At 51.9% G+C, this 26104-nt stretch carries 15 protein-coding genes; 11 read left to right on the forward strand and 4 right to left on the reverse strand.

The genetic code is table 11. From position 1 onward, the window contains the following. Nucleotide 1 precedes the first annotated feature (1 nt). On the forward strand, nucleotides 2-1534 hold the full coding sequence (locus tag SH527x_RS03155) for a LysM peptidoglycan-binding domain-containing protein (RefSeq protein WP_437193205.1): 1533 nt from the start codon (nucleotides 2-4) through the stop codon (nucleotides 1532-1534). Between the two features lie 105 nt (nucleotides 1535-1639). Here the strand turns inward: SH527x_RS03155 and SH527x_RS03160 are convergent, their stop codons facing one another. Then, nucleotides 1640-2542 carry a DMT family transporter gene (locus tag SH527x_RS03160; RefSeq protein ID WP_437193206.1) on the reverse strand — a complete coding sequence of 301 codons (903 nt, stop codon included), beginning with the start codon at nucleotides 2540-2542 and terminating at the stop codon, nucleotides 1640-1642. Between the two features lie 350 nt (nucleotides 2543-2892). Between SH527x_RS03160 and SH527x_RS03165 the strand changes: the two genes are divergently transcribed. The 7 genes from SH527x_RS03165 to SH527x_RS03195 all read left to right on the forward strand — a co-directional run bounded on the left by SH527x_RS03165 (nucleotide 2893) and on the right by SH527x_RS03195 (nucleotide 17989). Continuing rightward, nucleotides 2893-5352 (forward strand): hypothetical protein, encoded by a 2460-nt coding sequence (locus SH527x_RS03165; protein WP_437193207.1) that lies wholly within the window; start codon nucleotides 2893-2895, stop codon nucleotides 5350-5352. 236 nt (nucleotides 5353-5588) lie between these two features. Further along, on the forward strand, nucleotides 5589-8888 hold the full coding sequence (locus SH527x_RS03170; RefSeq protein WP_437193208.1) for a PSD1 and planctomycete cytochrome C domain-containing protein: 3300 nt from the start codon (nucleotides 5589-5591) through the stop codon (nucleotides 8886-8888). Between the two features lie 59 nt (nucleotides 8889-8947). Beyond that, nucleotides 8948-10381 (forward strand): DUF1501 domain-containing protein, encoded by a 1434-nt coding sequence (locus tag SH527x_RS03175; protein WP_437193209.1) that lies wholly within the window; start codon nucleotides 8948-8950, stop codon nucleotides 10379-10381. A 155-nt stretch (nucleotides 10382-10536) separates the two neighbouring features. Beyond that, entirely contained in the window at nucleotides 10537-15210 is a 4674-nt protein-coding gene (locus SH527x_RS03180) for a neutral/alkaline non-lysosomal ceramidase N-terminal domain-containing protein (RefSeq protein WP_437193210.1), read from the forward strand. A gap of 101 nt (nucleotides 15211-15311) precedes the next feature. Next, nucleotides 15312-16262 carry an SMP-30/gluconolactonase/LRE family protein gene (locus tag SH527x_RS03185; RefSeq protein WP_437193211.1) on the forward strand — a complete coding sequence of 317 codons (951 nt, stop codon included), beginning with the start codon at nucleotides 15312-15314 and terminating at the stop codon, nucleotides 16260-16262. A 439-nt stretch (nucleotides 16263-16701) separates the two neighbouring features. Further along, the gene (locus SH527x_RS03190) at nucleotides 16702-17694 is read left to right on the forward strand and encodes a DUF1559 family PulG-like putative transporter (protein WP_437193212.1); all 993 of its coding nucleotides are present in this window, start codon (nucleotides 16702-16704) and stop codon (nucleotides 17692-17694) included. A 112-nt stretch (nucleotides 17695-17806) separates the two neighbouring features. After that, nucleotides 17807-17989, forward strand: coding sequence for a hypothetical protein (locus SH527x_RS03195; protein WP_437193213.1), 183 nt, complete (start codon nucleotides 17807-17809; stop codon nucleotides 17987-17989). A gap of 106 nt (nucleotides 17990-18095) precedes the next feature. Here the strand turns inward: SH527x_RS03195 and SH527x_RS03200 are convergent, their stop codons facing one another. From SH527x_RS03200 to SH527x_RS03210, 3 genes are all read right to left on the reverse strand, one after another. Continuing rightward, complete coding sequence (locus SH527x_RS03200) at nucleotides 18096-19232, reverse strand: acetate/propionate family kinase (protein WP_437193214.1); 1137 nt, start codon at nucleotides 19230-19232, stop codon at nucleotides 18096-18098. A gap of 122 nt (nucleotides 19233-19354) precedes the next feature. Then, nucleotides 19355-19912: a hypothetical protein gene (locus SH527x_RS03205; RefSeq protein WP_437193215.1), complete on the reverse strand. Its 558-nt coding sequence runs from the start codon at nucleotides 19910-19912 to the stop codon at nucleotides 19355-19357. Between the two features lie 25 nt (nucleotides 19913-19937). Continuing rightward, the gene (locus SH527x_RS03210; RefSeq protein ID WP_437193216.1) at nucleotides 19938-20888 is read right to left on the reverse strand and encodes a glycosyltransferase family 2 protein; all 951 of its coding nucleotides are present in this window, start codon (nucleotides 20886-20888) and stop codon (nucleotides 19938-19940) included. Between the two features lie 798 nt (nucleotides 20889-21686). Between SH527x_RS03210 and SH527x_RS03215 the strand changes: the two genes are divergently transcribed. The 3 genes from SH527x_RS03215 to SH527x_RS03225 all read left to right on the forward strand — a co-directional run bounded on the left by SH527x_RS03215 (nucleotide 21687) and on the right by SH527x_RS03225 (nucleotide 26036). Continuing rightward, nucleotides 21687-22664 (forward strand): DUF1559 family PulG-like putative transporter, encoded by a 978-nt coding sequence (locus SH527x_RS03215; protein ID WP_437193217.1) that lies wholly within the window; start codon nucleotides 21687-21689, stop codon nucleotides 22662-22664. A 129-nt stretch (nucleotides 22665-22793) separates the two neighbouring features. Next, complete coding sequence (locus SH527x_RS03220; protein ID WP_437193218.1) at nucleotides 22794-23258, forward strand: carboxypeptidase regulatory-like domain-containing protein; 465 nt, start codon at nucleotides 22794-22796, stop codon at nucleotides 23256-23258. Nucleotides 23259-23369: 111 nt separating this feature from the next. Beyond that, nucleotides 23370-26036: a DUF1549 domain-containing protein gene (locus tag SH527x_RS03225; protein ID WP_437193219.1), complete on the forward strand. Its 2667-nt coding sequence runs from the start codon at nucleotides 23370-23372 to the stop codon at nucleotides 26034-26036. The last annotated feature ends 68 nt before the right edge of the window (nucleotides 26037-26104 follow it).

A 26104-nucleotide genomic window follows, 5' to 3' on the forward strand; every position in this document is an offset into this window, starting at 1 on the left:
CATGTTTGAATCCAATCCGGAAACCTCCCGGTCAACCAAGGTGGGCATCATGGTGCTCTCCGGGCTGATCTGCGGTCTGGGAATTGTTCTTTACACCAAGTACGCAGAGACTCAAACAGCGAGTCCTTGGGCAAACTGGAAGCAGTTCACCCTGAAGGACGATGTTGTTCTGGGGCAGAGCCCAAACGCTCCTGCTGAGGAAGCAAGTTCAAGCACTGTTCCTCCGTTGTGGTCGAGTACACAACCTGCTTCATCGCGCGAGTCACGTTTAGCAGATGCCGGAGCCCGACGGAGTCCTGCAGCAGAGCGTTCAGGTTCATTTGGTGAAACTTCAGAGCCAGGGTTTCTTCCAGCAGCGGAATCGTCACGTCTTCAACCACGTGCTCGCCAGCAGCAGAATGTTTCGGGAGTCGTTCAGGCAAACGCAACTCAAGCTGTTCCTGAGCAATCGGAATCGCAAGATCCGTTCGGCGGAGAGTTCCAATCCTCTGGGGCCATGACAGAACAGCGTCCGGCCAGACAGCGACAGACTGTGATGCAGGCTGGTGGCGAGGCTCAAGGACTTTTTGAGAATACAGGGTTGCCATCTACATCTCCTCAACAGGCTCCAGAGCGTCGTCCACGATTGCCTGTTCAACAGGTGGAAGGATTCGATCTGGGCGGGCTGCCTCCTGTTGACAATGCCTCATTGAGCAATGAAATCCCAGCGATGGAGTCTGCTCCTGCGAGCTCAGGGTTGCCACCATTGGAACCAGCTGGTCTGTTGCCACCGTCTGGTCTTCCAATGAACGTTCCGCAAGAACTTCCTGCAGTTCCTCCGCAGCAACCGGGAATTCCTGCGTTGCCGAATGCGACTGGTGGAGTCGTTCCAGCTCCCCGATCAACTCAGGAACAGCCGTTTATGACTCTGGAGGAAACACAGCCGATTCCAAAGGCTGCTCCATTGCGACCAGCTCAACCTGTGAAGATGCAGTTTGATCAACCTGTTCGTTCCGCAGCTCCGATCCAGAAGCCGGTTGCCGCTCCTAGCGTCACCGCTCTGTCTAAAGTCGCTGGGGATGCAGCCGATGATGATGTCTATCAGGTTCAATCAGGCGACAATTACTGGACGGTTTCTCGTCGGTTCTATGGGTCGGCTCGCTTCTTTTCAGCACTTGCAGAATACAACAAGCACCGGATTCCAGACCCTGCGAAATTGAAGCCGGGGATGTACGTCCTCGTTCCGCCAATGGAAACGCTCCATCAGACATATCCATCTTTGACCGGAGGCGGCCCTCGCGATCCATCATTGAATCAACCTGCTGGTTTCTTCATCAATGAGCAAGGACAACCTTGCTACCGAATTGGAGAAGGTGACACTTTAAGCAACATCGCAGAGAAGCATCTGGGACGTTCGACACGCTGGGTTCAGATTTTTGGAATGAACAAAGATCAGATCCCGGACGGAAAGACTCTTCGACTTGGAAGCGTCCTGCGTCTTCCCGCCGATGCTGCTCAAATCGGGATGGCACCTGCTAGCGACGAAATTCGATAGAACATCGAGTCTTCCGGGACTCGTCTGACAATACGACGAAAGCACCGCATGCTCAACTGAGTATGCGGTGCTTTTGTTTATAGAATCGACTTGATCAATCCACTTTCAAGATCGACGAGCGAGGAGAATTCCTGTCAAAACGAGGAAACCACCGACAATCTGCAGCGGACCGACAGGCTCGTTCAACAGGACCCATGCGAGCCCGGCAGCAAGCACAGGTTGGATGAGAAGTGTTAAAGTCGAAAATGCAGCCGGGAGCCAGGCGAGCGAATAAGCGATCAGCCCTTGCCCGAGGACGTGGCAGATCCAGCCCATCGCAGCGACGATAAGCCATCCGCTGGCCGATGTCGGGAGGAATTGCTCTTCAAAGATCAACGCAAGTGGAAGTAGCACCAGAGATGTTGTCACTGTACTGGCAGTCATGACGGCAAGTGTGGAGTAATCTGCTCTCACTCTGGTCATCACGATCATGTAGCCAGAGAGGAAGAGTGCTGCGGTCAGGGCAACTGCATCGCCTGCCATTTCTCCTTTGCTGAAGGAAGGAACGCCTCCTTTCAGAACAACCACTCCCAGAATGGCCAGCACCAGTCCGGTCACAATATTTCGACTGATGGGCTGTCGAAGAAAGAGCCAGCTGGCGAGAGCGACAAAGATGGGCGAGGTGTTGACGAGCAGCGTTGCATTGGCAACGGACGTCATGTGCAAAGAGAGATGCCAGGCGGCGAGGTCTCCGGCCAGCAAGAATCCCGGGAGCCCGGCATAAAGAAATTTTCTGAGGGTGCCAAGTTCGCTTGCGTTCTTATTGGAACGACTCCGTTGCCGACATGCGATGAGGAGCGGAATCAACGCGAATGCAACCCGCCAGAATGCGGATGTGATCGGCCCAAGCTCTGATGCCCGGACAAGAATAGGGGAGCAACTGATTGATGCTCCGCCTAGCAGCAGAAAAATGAGTGCTCTTCTCTTCTGCGATTCTGAGCCTGACGGCTCGATACTGGACTCAGCCATATGGCCACTGTGTCGACTCTCTGGTGAGTCTGCATCCTAAAAGTATTGGCGAAACGAAGTGTGGCCGACCGATCTCTGCAAGCCACGTTCACGGTTCGCAGATCGTAGCGTCGGTTGATCGAGTCCGACACTGATTCGATTCGGCAGGTTCATTTTCCTCGCTCGCTTGTTTGCGCGATGCTTGCGGTTATTGTGAAAACTGCGCAACTCATGGCCACTGCGGACGATAATACATCTGAAAATTTTGAAATAGTAATGGCTGATGGATTCGACTTCAGTGGAGGATCTCGTCATGATGAGCACTCTCACCGACCGAATGACGTCTCACCCCAAGCCGCAGGTTCAAGCTGATGCGTGTTAACGTCTATTTATCTCTGCTCGCGCTTTCACTGATCTCAGGAAGTCTCCATGCAGCCGAACGGCAGGCAACCCCGGTTTCGTCGATTCGAGTGAAAGAGGGCTTCAAGATCGAACTTTTGCGGTCGGCACAGCCTGAAGAGGGCTCGTGGATCAGCATGACGTTCGACGACAAAGGGCGAATCATTCTCTCAGAAGATCGCGCTGGCTTACTGCGGCTGACTTTAGGAAGCGGATCTGAAGAGGCGAAGCTGGAAAAACTGTCTGGCACAGAGAACTTGAAACACTGTCGAGGCGTCCTCTACGCCCATAATTCGCTTTACGTTTGCGAGACAAATGGACAGGGAATCTATCGCCTCAAAGACGCCGATGGTGACGGTGTCTATGAAGATATCAAGCTGATTTGCCCATTGGTCTACAACAGCCGATACGGGCACGGGGCCAACCAGATGACAGTCGGTCCAGACGGCATGATTTACGCCGTAATCGGAAACGACGTCCAATTTCCAGCTGAGGCCGACCCGAAGTCTCCTTACAAAAACTATCAGGCAGATTGGTTGTTGCCGAATCCTCGCGATGGTGACTTTGACCCTCGGGTGGGCTATCTCCTGAAACTGGATGCAGATGGCGGAACCCGCACGATCATTTGTGGGGGCTTGAGAAATCAGGTGGACGCCGCATTCAATCCGGACGGCGAACTGTTTACGTGGGATGCCGATATGGAGTGGGACGTTGGCATGCCTTGGTATCGCCCGACCCGAGTTAACCATGTCGTTTCAGGCGGAGAGTTTGGCTGGCGACAGGGCTCAGGAAAATGGCCAGTCTGGTATCCAGACAGCCTGCCCACCACGATCGATACGGGACTCGGTTCCCCGACCGGGATTACATTTGGGACGGACAGCAAATGGCCAGAACGCTATCGACAGGCCCTGTATGCTGCAGATTGGCAGAATGGTCGCTTACTGTTGATCGACCTTGATGAAAAAGGGGCAAGCTATCAGGGGAAATCTGAAGTTTTTGCGGAAGGAAGTCCCTTAAACATTTGTGACCTTCAGTTTGGTCCAGATGGGGCACTTTATTTTATTACTGGAGGACGTGGATCTCAGTCAGGGCTCTATCGCATCACAGCAGTTCCCGGTTATCAGGCCAAGAACGAACCAGAAGCTCCGAAGAAGACAGCAGATGCCGCAGCTGCACGAAAGATTCGTCACCAGCTTGAAGCTCTCCATGTGAAACAGGACGCGAGCCTGATTCCGTTCATCTGGGAGCAATTGGGAAGTGACGATGTCTGGATTCGATTTGCCGCCAGAGTCGCACTGGAGAACCAGCCTCTTGAGGACTGGCGAAAGCTGGTTGCGACCTCACCTGATTCAACGGCAAGGCATACCGCATTGATGGCGATTGCCCGAGTGGGAGAACCTGTCGATCAGAAGATCGTTCTCAAAGGGTTGAAAGAGTGGAATCTGGCAGAAGCGAATTCAGAAGAGCTGTTATGGGCATTGCGAACTTTGCAGCTCACCATGATTCGACATGGATCGATCGGGGAATCTGATCGCTATATTCTTGGGCGTCGATTGACCCAACTCCCGGCCCATGATCGTGCATCAATTACATGGTTGCGATCCGAACTTCTGGTCGCCATGAAAACACCAACCTGTGTGAATGAAGTGACTGCGGCACTCGCTGTCGCAGAGACTCAGGAAGAACAAATTCAGCTTGTGAAAACTTTGCTGCGAGCACAGGACGGGTGGACACCGGAGACCCGGGAAATCGTCTTGGAATGGTTGCTGAAAAACAAAACCTTGCCGGGCGGAAAACTTGCGAAAGCGAATCTGCAAGGGATGCGAGAAGACTTCGAGAGTACGTTGAATCTTGAGGAACGAAAGCATTTTCAGGCGAAACTTGAACAGCTTCAGCAGGCTCCTCCGGAGACCGAAGAAGCATTCGTTCAGACAGCGCGTCCGTTTGTCAGAAACTGGACTGTTGATGAACTCGATCAGGAACTTGAAGCCATCAAGGACCGTGTTCCCGTTCGCGAAGAAGGCCGAAAGAACGTCGCCGCGGCACTTTGTCTGCGTTGCCATCATCACGGCGATCGGGGGGGCTTGTTTGGTCCGGACTTGAGCGCTGTCGGCAAGCGAATGAATCGTCGTACTTTGTTGGAATCGATCATCGAACCATCAAAAGAGATTGACCCAAAGTACAATAATTCAAGCTACGTCATGGAGAATGGACAGGTTATCTCCGGTCGAACAACTGCGGTGAGCCGTGATGTGATCGGTGTCGAGATTGACTCGCTTTCAGGAAGGTCTGTTACGATCCCTCGGGCACAGATTCTTGAATCGATGATCTCGCCGACATCTCCAATGCCTCAGGGGCTCTTGAATACGTTCACTGTCGAAGAAGTCCATGACTTGTTGGCTTATCTTCAAACGGAACCAGTGAAGCACTAGATCGTGCAGATGATTGTCTTCTTCCCCTGATGGATGCAGACTGCATTCGGGGGAAGGGACGATCTGATAACGTTTCTGATGATGACTGGCAGATCAGAGAGATGATTGTGAGTTTCGATGCAGTATCAATCCCGGCTATAATGAGCACGATTGCAAGCACGATGACATGTGCCAATCTCGTATGCACTTCGTAATTGGCCTCTTCCCTTTGCTGTCAGGGTGGAACGGACCGTCGAATGCGTTTCAATGCGAAGACACTATTGGCAATTGCCTTAGCAATCTTCTCCGCATCGGGGAGATCGATCGCAGTTGCCGATGACGCTGAGAAAACAGTTCACTTCGAGAAGCAGATTCGTCCACTGCTGGTGAAGTATTGCTTTGATTGTCACAGTGAAAAAGCAAAGCGGCTGGAGGGAGATCTCTATCTCGACAGCAGTGCCGGACTTATGAAAGGGGGTGGCTCCGGTGCGAGTGTTATCGCAGGCAATCCCGATGCCAGCCCATTGATTCAGGCGATTCGATACGAGACCTACGAGATGCCTCCTCGCGGAAAGTTGCCAGCGGCGGAGATTCAGATACTTGAGGATTGGGTCCAGGATGGAGCGTTCTGGCCGAAAGAAACAGACAAGACTTCTCTCCCGACTGGGGAGTTCGACTGGAAGCGTCGTAAAGCTGAACATTGGTCATGGCAACCAGTCAAAAATGTCACGCCGCCTGCTGTGAAGAACACCAGTTGGCCTGCGAATCCGATCGACCAATTTATCCTGGCAAGGCTCGAAACTGAGGGACTGACGCCGGCCCCGCCTGCTGCGAAAGAAATCTGGCTTCGTCGAGTTTATTTCGATCTGATCGGTTTACCTCCGTTGCCTGAGGCTTTGACTGCGTTCCTCGATGACACGTCAGCAGAGGCTGAAAGTAAAGTGGTGGATGCGCTATTGGCCTCCCCGCGATATGGGGAAAAATGGGCCAGACACTGGATGGATCTCGTCCGTTACGCGGAGACGTACGGTAATGAGTTTGATTATCCAATTCATGGTGCGTCGCACTATCGTGACTATCTGATTCGGGCGTTCAACACCGATGTTCCTTATGATCAGATGTTGCGAGAACACGTTGCAGGCGACCTGCTTGAAAATTCGCGGCTGAATCCCGATGACCAGACGAATGAATCAGTCATCGCGACTGGCTTTTGGTTTCTCGGCGAGGCGGTGCATTCGCCCACTGATGTCCGCAGTGATCTGTCGACTCGGGTTGAAAATCAGATCGACGTCTTCAGTCGGGCCTTTCTGGGGCTCTCTGTTGCTTGCGACCGGTGTCACGATCACAAGTTCGATGCGATTTCAAAAGAAGATTATTACGCCCTGTATGGAATCCTGAATAGCTCGCATCGAGATCAGTTCTGGCAGGATCCACACGAAAAAATTGCGAAAGCGACTGTGGATCTGGAAGCGAAGTGTTCGGCCTTACTGTCACGTTTACAGCAGTCGCTTCAGCAAGAATCCGAAGCGGAAGTGACCGTATTCAAGCAGTATTTGTCGGCAACTGCAGAGATCCTTTCGCAGAATCTCTCTGGCGACGCGGTTCAAGTGATCGTGCTTTCGACCGCTGAAAAGCAACGACTCGATGCAAAGAAATTGCAGCAATGGGTTACAGCATTTCAAGACGAAGAACTGAAATCCCCTTCTCATCCTCTGTATGCAGTGAAGTTTTTACTGGCGTCGTCTAATTATGAGATGGCACGTCAGCAACTTCAGAAAGCAGACCTTGAAAGACAGAAGCAGGTGGACGCGAGTCGACAGACGTCGCTCCTGATTGGCGACTTTACAACTGCAGGTGATCGCGATTGGAAAACCAGCGGTCCAGCATTTGCTTTGAAGCAGGATGCCGGGCTTTCGCTGAATCTCGCGGCGTCTGAGATGCAGTTTGAAGTGTCGGGAGTTCGGAGCAGCGGAGCACTGTCGCCTAAGCTTCACGGGACGATTCGCTCGCCGGTCTTTACGTTAACACACTCGCGAGTCCACACACGGATGCGAGGCAAGAATGTGTCGGTCCGTCTCGTGATCGAAAACTATTTCATGGACCAGTTCACAGGGTTGCTCTTTGGGGACACACGTAAGATTAACGTTGACACTCAAGGAGAATGGAAGTGGATTTCTCAGGCTGGAGATATTGGGAATCATCGTGGTCGACGAGCTTATCTTGAAATCAGCGACCATGGTGACGGATGGGTGGAAATCGATTCGGTCTGGCTGTCATCTGAAGGGCCGCCAACTCTGCCGACATCCCGGTTCAGTCAGGAATTGATTCAAAGTTCTGAGTTGAATTCACAGCAGGCGCTCGTGGCGGACTGTGCTGAGAAATGGACAGGCTTGCTTGCAGACGCCGGTCGTAAGAATCAGTCATCGGAATCCATTCAGATTCTCAATTGGTTACTGAAGCATCAGTTGATCGCAGGGATAGATTCTTTTCGATCAGAGCACGAGCAATTGCGACAGACTGCGACGTCGATCCCTTCTCCCCAAGCTGTTATGGCAATGGTTGATGGAAGCCCTGTTGACGAACCAGTACATATTCGAGGCAGCGACTCAAAGTTTGGAGATGATGTCGCACGACGGTTTCTCACCGCAATTTCGGGAGAGGATCAACCCGTCATCCTCGATGGAAGTGGCCGTCGGCAATTGGCTGAACAACTAACCAATGCGAATAACCCGTTCCTGTCCAGAATCATTGCCAATCGGCTTTGGCATCATCTATTTGGAAGAGGACTTGTCGCGAGCGTGGATGACTTCGGGGTGATGGGCCAGGCACCATCTCATCCTGAATTGCTTGATTGGCTCGCTCGGGATCATGCAGTAAATGGCTATTCAATCAAGAAATCGATCCGTCAAATTGTTCTGTCACGGACTTACCGAATGGCAAGTTATGGCGGTGATCCGACGGCCGATGAACGGGATCCTGAGAATATTCTTCTTCATCGGATGTCGATTCGAAAGCTATCAGCGGAGTCTCTGCGTGACGCAATTCTGCAGACGTCTGGAAGGCTCGATGTGACCATGTATGGCCCGAGCGTTCCACAGCATTATACGCAATTCATGCAGGGACGCGGACGTCCACAAGGCAATGGCCCATTAGACGGTGCAGGACGACGCACGGTCTATCTTGAAGTACGTCGGAACTTTCTCAATCCATTTTTACTGACGTTCGATATGCCCAGCCCTTTCAGTTGTATGGGGAGACGTGCGACATCCAATATTCCCGCACAGTCTTTGGCGATGATGAATGACCCATTTGTTGTTGAACAGGCAAAACTCTGGGCCCAAACCGTAACAGCGGCGACCGACGATGTTGACGAACGACTGAATATGATCTTCTTAAGGGCCTATTCACGGGAGCCTGGCGACATCGAGCGTCAGGCGGCCAAGGAGTTCCTGAAAGCTCAGTCGGATGCATACGGAACGGATCAGTCTGACATTCAAGTGTGGAGTGATCTTTGCCATATGATGTTCAATCGAAAAGAGTTTCTTTTCATCGAATAGCCGATCCGTTCGCACGGGCTTGAGCAGCAAGCAAACCGCCAGTAGATCAGAGAGGGAATATGAACATCACACCATTCGCGGATGGGTTCCCCGCCATGAACCGGCGTCAGTTGCTTGCACGCTGTGCAGGTGGCTTCGGAGCAGTTGCTGCAACAGCGCTCCTCGCTGAATCGGGGTTTGCGAAGTCATTGAATCCGTTGGCTCCCAAGGAAACCCATTTTCCTCCACGCGTGAAAAGCATCGTCTTCCTTTATATGGATGGTGGTCCTTCGCAGATCGACACGTTTGATTACAAGCCGTTGCTTGAGAAGCACAATGGAGAAGACCCTCGCAAGGCGATCGGGAAACTCGAACCGACTCAGTTCAACAACATCGGGAAAGTCTTGAAATCCCCCTGGGAGTTTCAGCGACATGGCGATTCCGGACACTGGATCAGCAGTCTTTTTCCACAGATTGCGAAGCACGCCGATGATCTTTGCGTCATCAAATCCATGACATCGGCTTTCCCGGAACATACTTCGGCGAATTACTTTCTGCACACCGGGTCAGGTCTGCAAGGGCGTCCGAGTATGGGAGCGTGGATTGGGTATGGACTCGGAAGCGAATCCCAGAATTTGCCGGGGTTCATTGTTTTGAATGGCGGACTGATCCCGCCGGGCGGACTCGATAACTTCAATTCGGGGTTCCTTCCGGCATCGTTTCAAGGTTCAGTTCTGCAATCCGGAGCGAATCCGATTGCGAATATTCTTCCAACGGAAGCAAAGCCACTCCTCCAGAAGCAGAAGCTGGCATTTCTTCAGCAGCTCGATGAGCACACGCTGCAACGGGTTGGCCGAGTCGATTCAATTGAAGCAGCAATTGCGAATCAGGAACTGGCATTTCGAATGCAATCGACGGTGCCAGCACTGGTTGATTTATCCAGTGAGTCAGCCGCGACCCAAGAAATGTATGGAATGAATGCGGAGTGGAATGGGACCAAGGTCTATGCAAGACAGTGTCTGCTTGCGCGACGGCTGGTGGAACAAGGAGTCCGGTTCATTGAGTTGACCTGTCCTTCTGGGAATGGGGACCGCTGGGACCAGCATAGCAATCTGCAGGACGGCCATAAGAAGAATGCGGTTTCTGTTGATCAACCGATTGCCGCTTTGCTCACTGACCTTAAACAGCGTGGTCTCTTTGATGAAACGCTTGTTGTCTGGACCGGTGAGTTCGGAAGGACTCCATTTGCTCAGGGGGGAGACGGACGAGACCACAACCCGTTTGGGTTTTCCATGTGGATGGCTGGAGGGGGCATCCGCAAGGGAATGAGCTTCGGACAGACAGATGACTGGGGCTATAAGGCCATTGAAAACAAGCTCGAAATTCATGATCTGCACGCAACAATGCTGCATCTGCTTGGATTGGATCACACAAAAATCACGTTTCGTTTCAGCTCGCGGGAAATGCGGCTGACTGACGTTCATGGTCATGTCATTCACGACATCCTGAGTTAGTCCACTTCGGTTCAGAGCACGTGAACAGGCTTCGATGACGTCTCAATTTCCTCTTACTGGTACTCTCAAAAGGAGTGACAATCCAGTAAGATGCGACGCTCAGAACCTCGGATTGATGAGCGGTTGAATCATTTCCGCAATGGGACCGGCTTCCTATGTATTACTCTGCTTCTGGTGGACTGCGGCGAAGCGTATGGAGAATCGTTTGGGGACTGATCATCTGTGCGAGCTTCGCCGGATCGTCACTTGCAGGCGAGGCACCGAAAGTTCTTCAGGTCGGGGTCGCGCAGATCGATGTGACTCCGGACTATCCGGTGCGTTTGAATGGTTTTCTTGTTCGCAAGAGTGAATCAACCGGTGTAAGACTTCCCATTTATGTCGGAGCGATTGCTTTCGGAAGCGACTCTGAATCGCCGGCGGTCATCGTCACGACTGAACTGCTTGGAATTCCAGAGCAGATGACTCGACGGGTCGCGGAGAACCTGAAACGAAAAGTCGGTCTGGACCCACTTCGTCTCTCAATTACGGCGACGCATTCCCATTCCGCGCCATTCATAAACGGAGTCGCTCCGAACATCTTCGGGGAAGCAATTCCAGCAGAGGCTCAGGCGAATATTGACCGGTACACCACGTTCTTTCAGGAGCAGCTGGAAGCCGTTGTTATCGCTGCATTAAACGATCGTCGCCCTGCAACGCTCTCGTTTGGAATCAGTCGAGCATCGTTCGCAAAGAACCGACGTATCGAGAACGGGCCGGTTGACCATGATTTGCCAGTGTTGGCCGTTCATGATCTGGAAGGAAAACTGCGTGCGTTGTATGTGAACTATGCCTGCCACTGTGTGACACTCTCCGACACACTGATCAGCGGGGACTGGGCGGGATACGCGGCGGATCATTTGGCGAGACTGCATCCTGAGGCAATCACACTTGTCTCAGTGGGATGTGGAGCGGATTCAAACCCGACTTCCGGAGTGACTGGAAGCAAGTGGGAAGTCGCTTCTCAACAAGGATTGGAAATCGCAACAGCGGTCGACAAATTGCTGTCAGTCAAGATGCGTCCTGTCACTGGCCCGATTGAGATTCAGGAAGAACGGATCGACCTTCCGTTGACCCCTGCCCCGACGCGAGAGCAGCTTGTTGAACTCGCAAAGAAGAATGATCCAACAGGGTACTTTGCTCGTGTTCAACTGGTGAAACTGGACCGTGGTGAGACCTTACGGACGTCGATCAGCTATCAGGTGCAGACATGGTCCTTCGGGGAATCACTGGCAATGGTCTTCCTTCCCGGTGAAGTCGTGGCTGAGTATGCATTGCGTCTGAAGCATGATCTTGATGCACGACGGTTGTGGTTGAACTCGTATGCAAACGATGCCCCTTGTTATATCCCCAGTGAGGCGGTTCTTGCCAAGGGCGCATATGAGGGCAAAGGGTCATTAATTTACTACGATCAACCAGCTCCGTTCGCGGTTGGGATCGAAGAAAAAATCGTTCAGGCTGTTCGCAAGCAACTAGATGAGAAGTTCAAGGCGAAGGTCGATTCGACAAAGACACAGGGGTCGCGCCCGCCTGCTCCTGAAGAAGCTGTCCTTTCACTAAAGACGTTGCCGGGGCTGACCGTCGATCTTGTTGCGGCCGAATCGTTGGTGACGTCTCCAGTCGCAATCGACTTCGGACCTGATGGTCGATTGTGGGTCTGTGAGATGTATGACTACCCACAAGGTCTGGATGGTCGATTTCAACCAGGTGGACGTGTTCGCGTTCTCGAAGCAACAAAGACACCGGGTGTCTTTGATCGGTCAACGGTATTCGTTGAAGGAATCCCGTTTCCTACCGGTGTGACGGTCTGGAAGAAGGGGGTTCTGATTTGCGCAGCGCCTGACATCCTTTATGCCGAAGACACGAATCAGGATGGCAAGGCAGACATTGTCCGTAAACTGTTTAGTGGATTTGGAACAGAGAACTTTCAGGCACGAGTGAACAGCCTGGAGTATGGTCTCGATGGATGGGTGTATGGCTCGTGTGGGCTTTTTGGCGGCACGATTACCAGTTTCAACGGCAAGCCACCTGTCGAGTTGGGGAACCGTGACTTTCGCATGAATCCGGAAACAGGAGACATCGAACCTGCAACCGGGCGAACACAACAAGGCCGGGTGCGAGACGACTGGGACAACTGGTTTGGCTGCGATAACAGCAATTTTCTTCGGCACCTGCCGCTCGCTGACCACGTTCTTCGGCGTAATCCGTATGTGACCACAGCAGCCACTTTTGTCTCCGTTCCCGCCGATGCAGAGGCGAGTCGAGTTTACCCGGCGACAAGCAATCTCCAGTTGTTCAAATTGTCAGGAAAAGATGGTCGAGCGACAGCGGCGTGTGGCCTCGGAATCTATCGAGATGATTTGTTAGGAGCTGATTTTCGTGGAGACACGTTTACATGTGAGCCAGTCAGTCTGGTTGTGCACCGTTTGAAGCTGACTCCTGAGAGATCCAGCTTCCGCGGGAACCGTCCAGTGGATGAACAGCAACGAGAATTTCTTGCTTCGACAAGCAACTGGTTTCGTCCAGTGCAGGCGAAGACCGGGCCAGACGGCGGCTTGTATATCGTTGACATGGCGAGATTTGTCATTGAGCACCCGCGATGGATTCCAGAAGAGAGTCTTGCTGAGATTGATCCGCGTGCGGGACATGACATGGGGCGGATCTATCGGGTTCGGTCCCAGAACGCTCCTACTCGGCCGTGGCCACGTTTGGACCAGCTTTCTACTGCAGAACTTGTTGACAGTCTGAACTCACCCAATGGTTGGGTACGAGACATGTCGATGCAGTTGCTTCTGTGGAATCATCATGCAGATGTGGGACCGGCGCTTGAGAAATTGGTTCTATCCGGCAAGCAACCTGAAACCCGACTCCAGGCACTTTGCACACTCGATGGAATGAAGCTGATCAAAGCGGAACTGCTCTTGAGCGTGCTCGAAGACAAACACCCCGGGGTTCGTCGCCATGCGATTCGTGTTTCTGAGCCGCTTTTGTCGCAGAATACAGAACTGGCCGGAGCGGTCCTCAAACTGGTCAATGACACTGACCCATTGGTTCGATTGCAGCTGGCTTCAAGTTTGGGAATGCTCCAACGGACAGAGTCGAATGAGGCCCTGTTGCAGCTGATGTTTCACCCTGAGGCGGATAGCTTCCTGACAGCAGCCGCATTGAGCAGCGTCAGTCGTTTGAATGTTGATGACCTGCTGAATTCCGTTGTTCAGAAGGCGGATTCATCGACGCGTAATAACTTGATTCACCAGTTACTGGGAATCGCGGTTTCCAGTCATTCGCCAGAACATCTCGGCCCTGCTCTTTCTGTTGTCACGAAACGGGGAAAGAACGGCTACGCAGCGTGGCAATGGAGATCGCTGGCAAAAGTCTTCGAGATTCTCCAGCGGCGTAAGATTTCATTGGACACGTTCGAGCCAGCGGTTCGAACGCCAATTTCTGAAATGACGAATGTGGCTCGGGCCGACGTTCAGAATCGGGAACTGACAGATGGTCAGCGTGTCGCCGTGATTCAGGTCTTTGGCTATCAGATCAGCGGATTGCGGGAAGAGTTAGATTTCCTGTCCGGCTTGTTGAATGCTGGAGAGACACCGGCTATTCAAATGGCTGCCGTGACGGCGTTGGGGAGGCTGAATGTTGATTCCGTTCCCACCCGTTTGCTTGAGAGATGGAAGTCATTCTCTCCGACTTTGAAGTCACACATTCTGGATCTTCTTCTAGGGCGTCCTGAGTGGCAGCTTGCTCTCCTGAATGCCATTGAAGGAGGAACAGTTTCGCCTGCGGTCATCGATCTGCCTCGCAGACAACCGCTCATGACTTCGACTCATCAGGACATTCGAGCGTTAGCGACGAAGATCTACGCAACAGAACATCAGGGGACGCGCCAGTCTCTGCTTCAGAGCTATCGTCCCGTCGTGATTCTCACCGGACAGGTAAACCGTGGCCGAGAGGTGTTTGTGGAAGCTTGTTCTGCATGCCATCGTCTCGGGAATGTCGGGTATGCAGTCGGGCCTGATTTGGTGCCTCAATCCGATAAGTCGGCAGAGTTTCTGATGCAGGAAATTCTCGATCCGAACAAGAATGTCGACAGTCGCTTTGTCTCTTACAACGCGGTGACGGAATCCGGTCGCGTAGTATCAGGGCTTCTGCAGTCTGAAACGGCGACCAGTATTACGCTTGCCGGTCAACAGGGGAAGCAGGAGACCTTGTTGCGGTCTGAACTGGATGAACTTGTCAGTAGCGGTGTGTCATTGATGCCGGAAGGCTTTGAGAAGCTGATCGATCATCAGAAGATGGCTGACCTGATCGCGTTTCTGAAATCATCCTCGACGACATCAGGTCCAAAGTCATTCGAAGGCAACTCCCCTGCCGTCATTCAGGTTGTTGCCGGAAAGCTTTCTCTGCCGGCAGCACACGCAGAGATATTTGGGGATGGGATCGTATTTGAGAACGAATTCCGGAATGTAGGTCACTGGAGTCGTGTTGGTGACTATGTTGCATGGTCAATGCAGATCGACAAGCCAGGACGATATGACGTCTGGCTCGACTGGTCCTGTCAGGCGAGTTCCGCTGGAAATGACTTCGTCATTGAAGCCGGGAAGAACACATTGAAATCAAAAGTGACTTCGACTGAAAAATGGAGTCAATACCAACGAAAGAAGATTGGTGAGCTGAATCTAGAGGCCGGGGAGGCTCGCCTTGTTGTCCGCCCTGATGGGAATGCAATTCGGGAGGCGCTGATGGACTTGCGAGGAATCGAACTCATTCGGCAAAGCCAGAGTCCCTAGTTCCGTTTCTTTTCAGATCGAGACATTCCTTCGATCTCGAACGACTCGAACACTTTCACTCTACAACATTGTGATATCAACTTAGTTTGTGAAGGATACTCATGAAGATCTCGCTCGTAGCTTCCCTTTGTACGATGGCACTGGTTGGAAATGTCGCCGTTGCACAGAACGCTGCTCCGAAATCGAAGCAGGAATTTCAGGCTGGTCAACCACTCGGATCAATCAATGAAGCCGGGGAATTCGTCAAGATTTCTGACAACGTGAAGGTTTACGGAAGCTTTCGCTTTGCAGAGAGCTGCGTTTACGATTCTGATCGCGATCTGATCGTAGTGATGAATGCAGGCGTGGCTCAGAACCTTGAACCAAACGACGGGTACGTTTCACTGCTGAACCCGGATGGAAGTGTTCACACCACGAAGTGGATCGGCGCGACCAGAAACGGGCTGACTCTCAATCATCCACTGGGAAGTGCAATTCAGAATGGCATTCTTTATGCCGCGGATATTGATGTCGTGCGGACGTTCGATCTGAAAACGGGACAACCTGGCAAAGAGTACCCTGTCGAAGGTGCGACATTCTTGAACGGAATTGCTGTTGCCAAAGATGGGACGATTTTTGTTTCCAACACACGCCCTGAAAGTCGAGTTTACAAGATTACACCTGAAGGGAAGTCTTCTGTCTTTGTCGATGGTCAGCCATTGGTCAACCCGAACGGTGTAGCGATCGATCAGAATGGGAACGTGGTTGTCGTCAACGTTGGTGACAAAGCTGTCATGACGTTTGACTCGAAAACCGGAAAGCTTCTTCAGACCGAACATGCAGTCGAAGGGGGCAACGATGGTCTGGTAATTCTGCAGGATGGGACGAAATACGTGAGCAGCGTTCGATTTGGCAGCGTCTCTGAGATTCGTCCTGGTCAGCCTGCCAAGGTCATCGCTTCAGGGATTCCAAGTGCTGCATCAATGGCCTACGACCCGAAGCAGAAGCAACTCATTATTCCAATGAACAATCACAATGCGATGGCATTCATCAAGTTGGATAAAACTCCATAGATGGACGCTCTTGATGTCGAATAAGTGCTTCCTGAATAGTCGAAAACAAGCGTTTGCGCCTCAGGAACGGCTTCGGACTCCCAAACAGAATCCTGTCGACAAGAGTTTGGAAAAGGCTTGAGAAGAAGCTGAGAAATGCGAAGCCCCGGTTGCCAGCGCAACCGGGGCTTTATTCGTTTCGATTGGAAATTTGCTGGAAACGCGATCCTCAGTCGGGATTTATGGCCTTGAATGCGGCTGCTCTGCTTTCAAGAGCCAAGATTAACCTGTTTTTCACACTCAGGTAACGTAACTTTTAAAATCATCTGTTCTCATGTGTTCATCCAGAAGCGATTGAGCGGCTGAGATTGTTCCAGGTGCATGACGGCTTCTTTCTTGCCTTTGATTGTCGAAATCATCGCCGTTGCACTCAACTTACCGTGAAGGATGGAGAACTTTAATGATGCGAAAACAGCGGAATGTTCAATGTGAGGCAAATTCCCAAAAGCGACGCGGGTTCACTCTGATTGAGTTGCTCGTCGTCATTGCCATCATTGCAATTCTGGTGTCCTTGCTTCTCCCTGCAGTTCAACAGGCACGTGAAGCGGCACGCCGATCACAGTGCGCAAACAACATGAAACAGTTTGGTCTGGCGTTTCACAACTTCCATGACGTTTATGGCAAGCTCCCAACAGGCGGTCGTAACGGAAAAGGGACGACTCACAGTGATACTTACCCTTACACCGTCAAAGGGTTCAGCTGGTTGTTTCAGATTCTTCCGTACCTGGAACAATCCACGATTTACAACCTTGCTGACCAGAACGTCGACGCGTCCGTTGATAAGCCTGCCTACGATAAAATGGCCAATGCCATTGGCGGAAACATTGTGAATGTCTTCTATTGCCCAAGCCGTCGCTCTGCCCAGAAGTACAACAACTGGCCACGTGCAGACTATGTTGGAAACGCAGGAGAACGCGGTGGAGCGGACCAAATCGGTGGGAAAGGTGTTGTTGTTCGGACAGAATCGAATCTTGATGTTCGACTGGATGACATCAAGGACGGAACATCAAATACCATCATGACCGGCGAAAAGGCCCTCAACCAGGACCGATACGGATCTGACGGGGGCGATAACGAAAAATGGAGTAACGCTGGCTGGGATGAAGACCACATTCGTTGGGGAGCTGGTGTCACAGGCAGCGGTGCAACTCTTGTCGAATATGGAATCCCACCAATTCCAGACATGCAGGCGCCAATGGACATCAAAGCTGTTAAAGATTCAGCTGGGGTCAGTTACACAACCTGGCATCCGTTCTTCGGATCGTCTCACTCAGGCGGAACGTTCTTCTGCTTTGCTGATGGCTCAGTGCGAATGCTGAACTTCAATATCGACAACCAGACAATGCGACGTCTGGCGATTCGAAACGATGGTCTGCCTGTCGGACAATTCTAGTCCGGTTCGGTAAAACAAATGGCCGCGCAGTACACGCTTCCTGTCTCCGCCTGGATGGTGGAAGCGTGATTGGCAAAAGTGTTTAACAGATCAGAAAAACAACGAGAATTTCATGTTGTGCAAGAAACTTGCGATTGTGTTTGCTCTCTCCCTGTTCACGACCGGTTGCAGTCAGCCATCGAATGTGATGACTGCTGAAGAAGAAGCTGCGGCGAATGCTTCCAACGAGCAGGCTGTCGAAGCAGAACGGGACCGCGATGCTGCTGAAGCGAAGGCGAAGAAACGGGCGAAGTAACAGACTTGATTAAGTGAAGAATCCTCAGGCAGAAATTCTGTCTGAGGATTCGTTCGTTTCTGGGGCAACATCTCTGTTCACTGCTCAATACCGGAGATTGAATAAATCACCGGTTCAGCAAATGTTCGAGTTCTCGAGCGATCATCAACTCTTCATTTGTCAGGATCACTCTCACGACGACTGGAGAATTAGCTGCTGAAATCACGGACGCATGCTCTGCGTTTCGCTGTTCGTCGATGATGATCCCCAGTGCATTCAGTCCCCGGCAGATTTCCAGTCGAACTGCAGCGGCGTGTTCTCCAATTCCGCCAGAGAAAACCAGCGTTTTGAGGCCTCCTAAAGCGGCGATGTATGCTCCAATCTGCTTCTTTGCCTGATAGCAGAACAGCGAAATGGCTTCGTCTGCACGCGAATCAGTGACCCGGCGTTGTTGCAGCTCGCGCATGTCGGAACTTGATTCAGAGATTCCGAGCATTCCTGATTGTTGAGTTAAGATCGTCTCCAACTGGTCGACTGACAGATGTTGTTCCCGTTGCAAATACAGGATGAGCCCTGGGTCGATATCGCCTGTTCTGGTTCCCATCACCAGCCCTGACGTCGGTGTAAACGACATCGAGGTGTCAATGCAGACGCCATGATGAACCGCAGCCATACTCGCACCGTTTCCAAGGTGAGCAAGGATTGTTCGCTCCTCGGCAACTTCTCTTCCTGCGACGCGGTCGAGTTCGGTCATCAGATAAGAATATGAAATTCCATGAAACCCATAGCGTCGAACCTCTCTGCTCTGCAGCGCGCGAGGGATCGGGAGTAGTCGTGCGACTTCGGGAAGATTCGCATGAAACGCAGTATCAAACGTGGCGTACTGGCGAATCTGCGGGAAACTGCTTTGGAAGGATTTCAGCAATTCAATCTGGGCTGGCAGATGATTGAGAGCAAGAGGGATGCTCGCCTCTAATTTTCGAATCACGTCGCCATCGACCCAGACCGATTCAAAAAAATCTGGACCGCCATGAACGAAACGGTGCCCAACGATCAAAATGTCGGCCAGCGCTATTTTGCTTTGAAGCTGATCCAGCAGCATGTCAAACAGCTGGGCTTTGTGGTCTGAAGAAGAGGTCAACTTCTCCAGATTTCCGGAGAACAGCCGCTCAGGGGGCGCCGTCTCGTTGTACTGATAGATTGCATACTTCAGTGAAGATGAACCTGCATTGAGAACGAGGAACGTAAAGGGCATCTTCGTCATCCACAATTCAGGTGAGTGCTCAGCTGAAACCGGTCTTTGATCCAGCAGCAAACTCGTTTTCAGTGTTGCTGCTGGGGAAATGATTGTCACCCTCGATCCGACTTGCCTATCCGTTGCTTGCCTCAATCAGAGTTCGGTTTCGGACGTGTCGCGTCGGCGTACTCTTCGAGAATCGTGGTTGAGCGTTCAAGAAACGCAATTGCTTGCGGAATATCCACGTCCAGCAGTCGCCGTAGTCCAGCGATGCGACCACGGAATTCATCGACGTCGTGATGAATCTTCACGGACCAGCGTTTGATGGCTTCTAACTGCTCATGGCAGTGTTGTAGGCGACGTTTGGCCTTCTCGAACGCGGCTTTCTCTTCGATGCATGAGGAGCGGTTTCCGGCCACTGTGCGCAACTGGCACGAGGTCAGAGCTGTTCTGGTTGCGGCAACAAGGTCGTACGCTTTGCGTTGCTGAATTGTCCAGTACTGCGGTTGTTCTTGCCCGATCCATTCGAATCCGCGCCGCATGTCCCCGTGGAGTGTTTGCAACGCTCCTTCAACTTCCTCAATGAAACGGATGAGTTTCACTCGAAAGTCGCGGATTGCCTGAAGATCGCGGACGTTTGCAGACATTCCGATATGGTAATCAACAACTGCAGGCCGTGTGAATCCCGCTGCATCGACAATCACCACCGACGGGGAATTTCATCACATCGCGTCAGGCGCGAGTTCGTTCTCGCACGCTGTAACTATCCTGATCTCGCCCGGTATTGGCGACGATCAGTTCAGCAAGGATGCCCAGTGAAAGCACTTGAGTCCCCAGCAGCAGCGACGCAATCGAATACTGCAACATCGGTCGACTGCCGATCGGGGCCTGCGTCCAGACGTCGGCGACATTCATCATGATCCAGCTGAACCCGAGATAGCTGAGTCCTGCAACACCGAGGCCGAAAAACAGCAGACCAAGTCCGCCGAGCAAGTGCAGAGGGCGATGGCCGAATGTTGTGAGAAAAGTGACAGTCAGAAGGTCGAGAAATCCTCTGAGAAATCGTCGAACGCCGTATTTTGAATAGCCAAACTGTCGTGGGCGATGGTGAACCCCCTGCTCTGCGACTCGAAAACCGCGAGCATTGGCCAGCACCGGAATGAAACGATGGAGTTCGCCATAAAGACGGATTTCCTTCGTGACTTCCGTCCGCATCATTTTGATCCCGCAGTTATGGTCATGCAGCTTCAGGCCAGTCAAATAACTGACCATTGCGTTAAAGACTTTGCTGGGATAGACCTTGTGCCAAGGGTCGAGACGGCGTTCTTTCCAGCCGTTAACGACATCATTGCCGTCCATCAGCTTCTCAAGAAAGCGTGGAATTTCCGCTGGATCATCCTGTAGATCGGCGTCCATCTGCATGACAATGTCGCCTTGAACGGCGCGAAATCCTGCCATCAGAGCGGCTGCTTTTCCGAAATTTCTTCGGAAGCGAATCCCTGAGACGTTGTTGTTTTCCTTCGCCAATTGCTGAATGCAATTCCAGGATCCATCTGTTGAACCATCGTCAACGAAGATCACTTCGAATTCGAGCGAAGTCTTCCCGGCGACAGTTTTAATCTGGCGATGAAGTTCAAGGAGGCTCTCCTCTTCGTTCAACACCGGAATAACAATGGACAACATGAACTCACGCTCCAGACAAAAAGGCGGTACCGGGGTGATTCCCTTAGTTCTCTCTTGATTGGCTCCCGCATTGAGAAAGAGGGGCATCAAACCGCAATGACACGGTAAAGGAATGAGTTGGTATTGCCAACCTTCAGGGTACTTACAACGTCTGGATCTCTCAGATGTTGGAGTCCTCATGCTGCAAACGAGGTTGCTTTTCCATCAATTGACTTCCCCATCATCGCTTGAGAACACGACGGATTATAAGGGCGATGTCGGTCATGAGCGTTGCTTTGGTGCGTCTGGTGTCGTTAGCGCCGATTTTGCCACGCCCGTCCTCCAAGATTCGTGTTCGATGCCTTTTCTAAAAAAACCTCTGAAGTACCTTGACAAAATCGTCCGTCTCGCCGATAAACATTACACGACCGGCTTGGTAGTCAATAGCCAGCCAGAGTGACGGACAGAAATGAACATTGAGATTCGATTTGAAATGCCAAACACACAGCTGAAACTCCTCGGTCCACTGAAATTTTCTTGTTGTTGTGTTTAGCTCACGATCGCTTGGCACCTTTTCCTGCTTTTGGGGAGTCGCGAAGGTGCCAGGGGTGGTTTTGAATTGAGTTCTTCGTTTCTGGTTTGATTCGCATTGCACAGGCCACAGGCTCCTCTTGATTGAGGGCCATGTGCCTGGCGGTGTCTCAGCTTTTTCCCCGATGCCCGATCTGCACGTCTTTGCTTAATTGCATTGCGTGGAAGCCTCAGACCGTTGGCGCAACAATTTTTTAGTTGCTCACTACGAACCTGAGGAGTGGCGTAATGATTCTGTATGAACGAGGGCGTCTCCGCGCATTTACGTTAATTGAGTTGTTGGTTGTGATCGCGATTATCGCAGTTCTGGTGTCCTTGCTGTTGCCTGCTGTTCAGCAAGCACGAGAAGCGGCTCGACGAACGCAATGTCGAAACAACTTGAAGCAGATCGGAATCGCACTGCATAACTACCACGACGCATTTAGTACTTTCCCACCTGGGAATGCCCTGTCGAGTCTTTCACAGGATGCTGGTGTCGGGGTCAATTTGACAACTGCGAATCGTGCAACTGGGTATGGGTGGGCTGCTTTCATTCTTCCGCAGATGGATCAGGCTGCCCTCTATCAGAAGCTGGATGTCTCCGGGTTAGAGCTGACTCGAAGACTGTTAGATGCAAATTTACGACTGGAAACTCAAGCACGACTGACCGCTCATCGGTGCCCTTCTGATATCGCTCCAGACTTGAACGATCAGCGTGGATTCACCAATGCGGCCTTCGGAAACATTGCGGTTGCAACATCAAATTATGTCGGAGTGCATGGAATTCGATGGGTCCACGCGGACGACTGGATACTGAATCGAACAGATCCATACGGGATGTTCTGGCCAGCAAGCAAGGTTGCCTTGAAAGATGTCACTGACGGGTCAAGCAATACGGTGTTTGTTGGTGAGCGAAGCTGGGATCACCTTTCCGCAATCTGGATCGGAACCCGAAACTATACAGGCAATGGCGATATCGGATTGCGGCAGAATCAGGGGCTGACAAACTGGGTTATCAATCTCCCCGGCGATAATGCGTCAAGAGCTTTTCACAGTATGCATACAGGTGGAACTCACTTCCTGTTCGTTGACGGAAGTGTGCGGTTCCTGAGCGAAAACATTCACTTTGACAATACACCAGTCGTAAGCGGCGATCCTCGAACTCGAAAGGGAACTTATCAGCAACTTGGAATGAGGAGTGATGGAAATGTTCTTGGTGAATTCTAGGGCACAGCAATCATGAAAGTGCTCGAAAATCAACTGCGAAATGTTTCCTGAGTGACGTCCCTTTTTTTGGGTAAAGAATCAATCACAACTCAGTCGGGTTTATGTTCAGTTCAACATAGAGAGGGTCAAATGCAAACGTTCAAGACGGCCTCAATCAAGAAACTCGTCGCGTCAGGCTTACTCGTTGGAAGTGGTCTGTTCGCGGGCTGCGGTTCTTCCGGGCCAGCAATTGTTCCCGTCGTGGGAAAGGTGCTGCTGGATGGAAGTCCGCTCGAAGGAGTCATGGTGGAGTTTCAGCCAACTGATAAAGGGCGTCCTTCAATTGGTTACACCGATGAAGAAGGCACATTCAAACTGCGGTATTCGCGAGAACGTTGGGGAGCCCTGCCAGGCACTCACGTGATTCGGGTCGATTTCGATCACGACGCCGGATCTGGCGGCCCGCGACCGTCGTTCAAAATTCCTCGTCGCTACAACGTCGAGTCTGAACTGACTCAGGAAGTCGTCAATGGAAGCAATGTTGTGGAACTCGCGCTCGTCACCACTCCTGCTGATCGTGTTCACTCCAAGGCATCGAAGAAGGGTTCGTTGTAGACGCTGATTCACTTGAAGTCACTTCGAAATGACATTGTTGAATCCGCTCCACATCTGCCCTGAATGAGTTTTCAGGAATTGTTTCTTCTGAACTTCCGGCCCGAGGTCGTTATGTTTCACCGGTCTATACTTGCAATTGGGCTTGGCTCACTGATCTCTCAAGCGAGTTTGCTTGCAGATGATAATCCTGTCACCACTCCTGCTGAGATCAAGCAGGATGCTGCAAAGGTTGAGTTCTTCGAGAAGAAGATCCGGCCGCTACTGGTCGAAAACTGCTACACCTGCCATTCCGCGTCAACCAATGCTCGGGGTGGATTGCGAGTTGACGAACAGCGAGGGATTCTGGCCGGGGGGGGCCGAGGCAAGGCGATTGTTCCGAGCGAACCTGGAAAAAGTCTGCTGATCAAAGCTGTTAAGCATGGTCAGGGGGCTCCTGCGATGCCGCCAGATTCCAAATTGTCCGACGAACAGATTGCCAATCTTGAGCGATGGATTGCAGACGGAGCTGTCTGGCCGGTCGAAGCTGTTGCTGTTCACGATTACAACGATACGAACAGCGAATACAAAGACCTGTTGCAGGATCACTGGGCATGGCAGCCAGTTGTGAAGTCCACGATTCCAGCGGTTCGTCAGCAGGACTGGGCCAAGAGTGAAATCGATCTCTTTATTCTCGCGAAGCTGGAAGCAAAGAACCTTCAACCTGCTCAACCAGCTAGCAAAGAAACCTTGATTCGTCGGGTGACCTTCGACCTGACTGGCGTTCCCCCGACACCAGAAGAAGTTGATCAGTTCCTCGCTGACAATTCTGCAGATGCGTACGCCAAGCTCGTCGATCGCCTGTTGGATTCACCGGCTTTTGGAGAACATTGGGGACGACACTGGCTGGATGTTGCCCGATATGGGGAATCGACAGGATCAGCTCGAAACCTACCCTACCCTCATGCCTGGAAGTACCGCGACTACGTCATCAATGCGGTGAATGCAGACAAGCCATATGACGACTTCATTCAGGAACAGATCGCCGGTGACCTGCTTCCTTATCAGTCTGAAGAAGAACGAATTGAACAACTGACCGCAACTGGCTTCCTCGCGTTGGGAGTCAAAGATGTGAATCAACGGTTCAAGAACCGGTTCATTCTGGACAACATCGACGAGCAGATTGACACAGTTTCACAGGCGGTCCTTGGACTGACCGTCAGTTGCGCCCGGTGCCACGATCACAAGTTCGATCCGATCCCAACCAAGGACTATTACGCTCTTGTCGGGATTTTCCAGAGCACCGATTTGTGTGCTGGCGTTCGCAACAAAATGGGAGGCGGCGGGCTCGATTACTACGACACATCCATGTTGCTTCCACTGGAAAAAGCATCTGACAGTGAACCTGTCGAGACTGAAGAAATCAAAGATCTGAAGAAGCGACTTCAGAATGCTCAGACGGAATTCCGTCGGTTGCAACAGAGCGATGAAGGTCTTGAAAAGCTGCCGAACGGACGAAACAAACGTCAGGCTGCCCGCCAGAGATTGAATCGCCTGCAGCAGGAACTTTCGGCACTGACTGATCCTGCCGCCAATGGCCCTGTCGTTCTTGGTGTTCGCGATTCAAAGACAATTGCGGACGCAGAAATTCGAGTCCGTGGTGAAGCCGAGAAATATGGACCGGTTGTCCCGCGCGGATTCTTGAGCCTTTTCAATCTGCCTGATGTGCAGGCAATCCCGGAGAACAGCAGCGGTCGACTGGAGTTCGCAAAATGGTTGACTCATCCACAGAATCCACTGACGACACGCGTGATTGTGAATCGGGTTTGGGGGCACTTGTTTGGGGCGGGACTGGTTTCAACACCTGATAATTTTGGAGTCAATGGAGACCACCCAAGCCATCCGGAATTGCTGGACTACCTGGCACTTCGCTATGTGAATCAAGGCTGGTCGACAAAGAGTCTGATTCGTGATCTGGTTTCGACTCAATCATATCAAATGAGTGCCGCTGCCGATGAAAAGGCACTGGCTGTGGACCCACAGAATCGATGGTTGTGGCGTCACCCGCCGCGTCGATTAACAGCAGAAGAGATTCGCGATGCGATGCTCGTCAGTAGCAAGCTGATTGACCATAAGCGTCCTGAAGCATCTCCTGCCGCAAAGTTGAAAGTTGTCGAGCTTCGTAACAACGGAGCAGAAGCCAGACAGCTGGAAGCACAGGGACGCGACAGCCGCGCCAGAAGCGTTTATCTGCCACTGGTTCGCGGGTTGGTGCCGACTTCACTCTATGTCTTCGACTTTGCCGAACAAGGTCTTGTCGTTGGGCATCGAGACGAAACAACTGTTCCGCCTCAGGCTTTGTATATGCTGAATGACTTCTTTGTCCGGGAAGTTTCACAGAACCTTGCGGTCAACATCCTGAAAGCGAATTCCACGACGCCGGAACGGATTCAATCCGCCTATCGTGCCGTCCTTGGTCGGAACCCTGATGAAGTCGAAGCGGCTCGCGTCGAGCAGTATATCGCTGACATCACCACATCAGCGAACGAACTCCAACAGCTGGCGGATCGTTTAGAGCAAGGCAAGAAGTCTGAGAAGCAGGTTGCATCTGCTGCCCCTGTACAAGTGGCACAAGGGACCGGTGGGGCTGCTGCTCAAGAAGTCATTGATCCAGATCAGATCGTTCAGGGAGATGCCCCGATCGAAGAGAAGAAACTGAAAGATGTGAGTGTAGAGACAACTGCCTACGCCTCCTTTATCCAGGCTCTCTACGGATCAGCCGAGTTCAGATATCTGAAGTAACCTCCGGAATCAGGCGGTCCGAATCCGCGAACATTTGAATCTTAAAACCGCGTACATCGTGTCACACA

This window comes from Planctomicrobium limosum, from assembly GCF_051465645.1.
Classification (GTDB): domain Bacteria; phylum Planctomycetota; class Planctomycetia; order Planctomycetales; family Planctomycetaceae; genus Planctomicrobium.